General features: G+C 73.2%; 1 protein-coding gene. It reads right to left on the minus strand.

Translation table 11 applies throughout. The features are described 5' to 3' along the window. Positions 1-1104, minus strand: a 1104-nt coding sequence (locus ELR45_RS35525; protein ID WP_165367955.1) for an MFS transporter, incomplete at both ends; no start/stop codon positions are given.

The raw sequence follows: 1104 nt of genomic DNA on the forward strand, positions 1-1104 counted from the left end.
ATGCGTCCTTTCCGAAGGTGAATTGGACAACCGCCGCCGTGCCGAGGGACGCCACGGCGGCGGAAGCGAAGGCGGCGGCGTAGCCGCCGGTGGCAGCCGCGGCGATGGACGCACCGTCGACTGCCAGCGAGTGGGTGCGGGCGGACGAGACCGCCAGCAGAAGGGCCAGGCCGATGGTGGGCCCGATCTCCATCGACGTGTTGACGACACCGCCCGCGACGCCGCTGTGCTCAGCGGGCACGTCAGCGAAGGCGACGACCGTCGCGCCGGCGAACGCCATGCCGGCGCCGAGCGGAAAGAGCACGAGCGCGATCAGGATGCCGCCCGGGTAAGGGGAGTCGACGTCGATGAAGGCCAGCAGCGTCATAGAGGCGGCGACCAACAGGAGCCCCGTCGTGGTGACCCGACGCGCCCCGTGCCGCCGGGTGAGCCGGGACGTCACCGGGCCCATGCCGATCACCAGGAGGAACGGTAGGAACGCGGCGCTCGTCACGGCTGGCGACCAGCCGTGGACTTGCTGGAAGTAGAGGCTGAGGAAGAACTGAGCTGCCGTGCTGGCCGCCGCTGTCAGCCAGATGACCAGCAGCGCCGATCCGCGGCCAGGGTGCGCGACCAGCCAGAGGGGGAGCAGCGGCGCGGCGCCGCGCGCTTGACGCAGGACGAACCCGAGCAGGACGGCGAGTCCCACGGCCACCTCGCCGGGTGCCTCGTCCAGCACGCCGTGGCTCAGGGTCACCAGGCCGACGGTGGCGAGCGCGCCGTCGAGCAGCCGGAGCCTGGCGCTGCCCACGGGCGCTGCCGCCGGCAGACGGCGGGCGCCCGCGAGGGTGAACACGGCGACGGCGACAGGGATCGCGAACGTCCAGCGCCACGAGGTGGCGGCGGCGACCAAGCCGGAGACGACGCTCCCGGACACCGCCCCGGCGACGGACAGGGTTCCCCACACGGCGAGCGCACGTGCCCGCTCCCGCGCGTCGGGATAGAGCCGGTAGAGCAGGGCCACGGCCGCGGGCGCGACGAGCGCCGCACCGATCCCCTGGGTGAATCGGGCTGTGAGTAGCGTCGCGTATCCCGGAGCCAGAGCCCCGAGGGCGGAACCGGCAC

Source organism: Phytoactinopolyspora endophytica (assembly GCF_004138495.1).
In the GTDB taxonomy this organism is placed as follows: domain Bacteria; phylum Actinomycetota; class Actinomycetes; order Jiangellales; family Jiangellaceae; genus Phytoactinopolyspora; species Phytoactinopolyspora endophytica.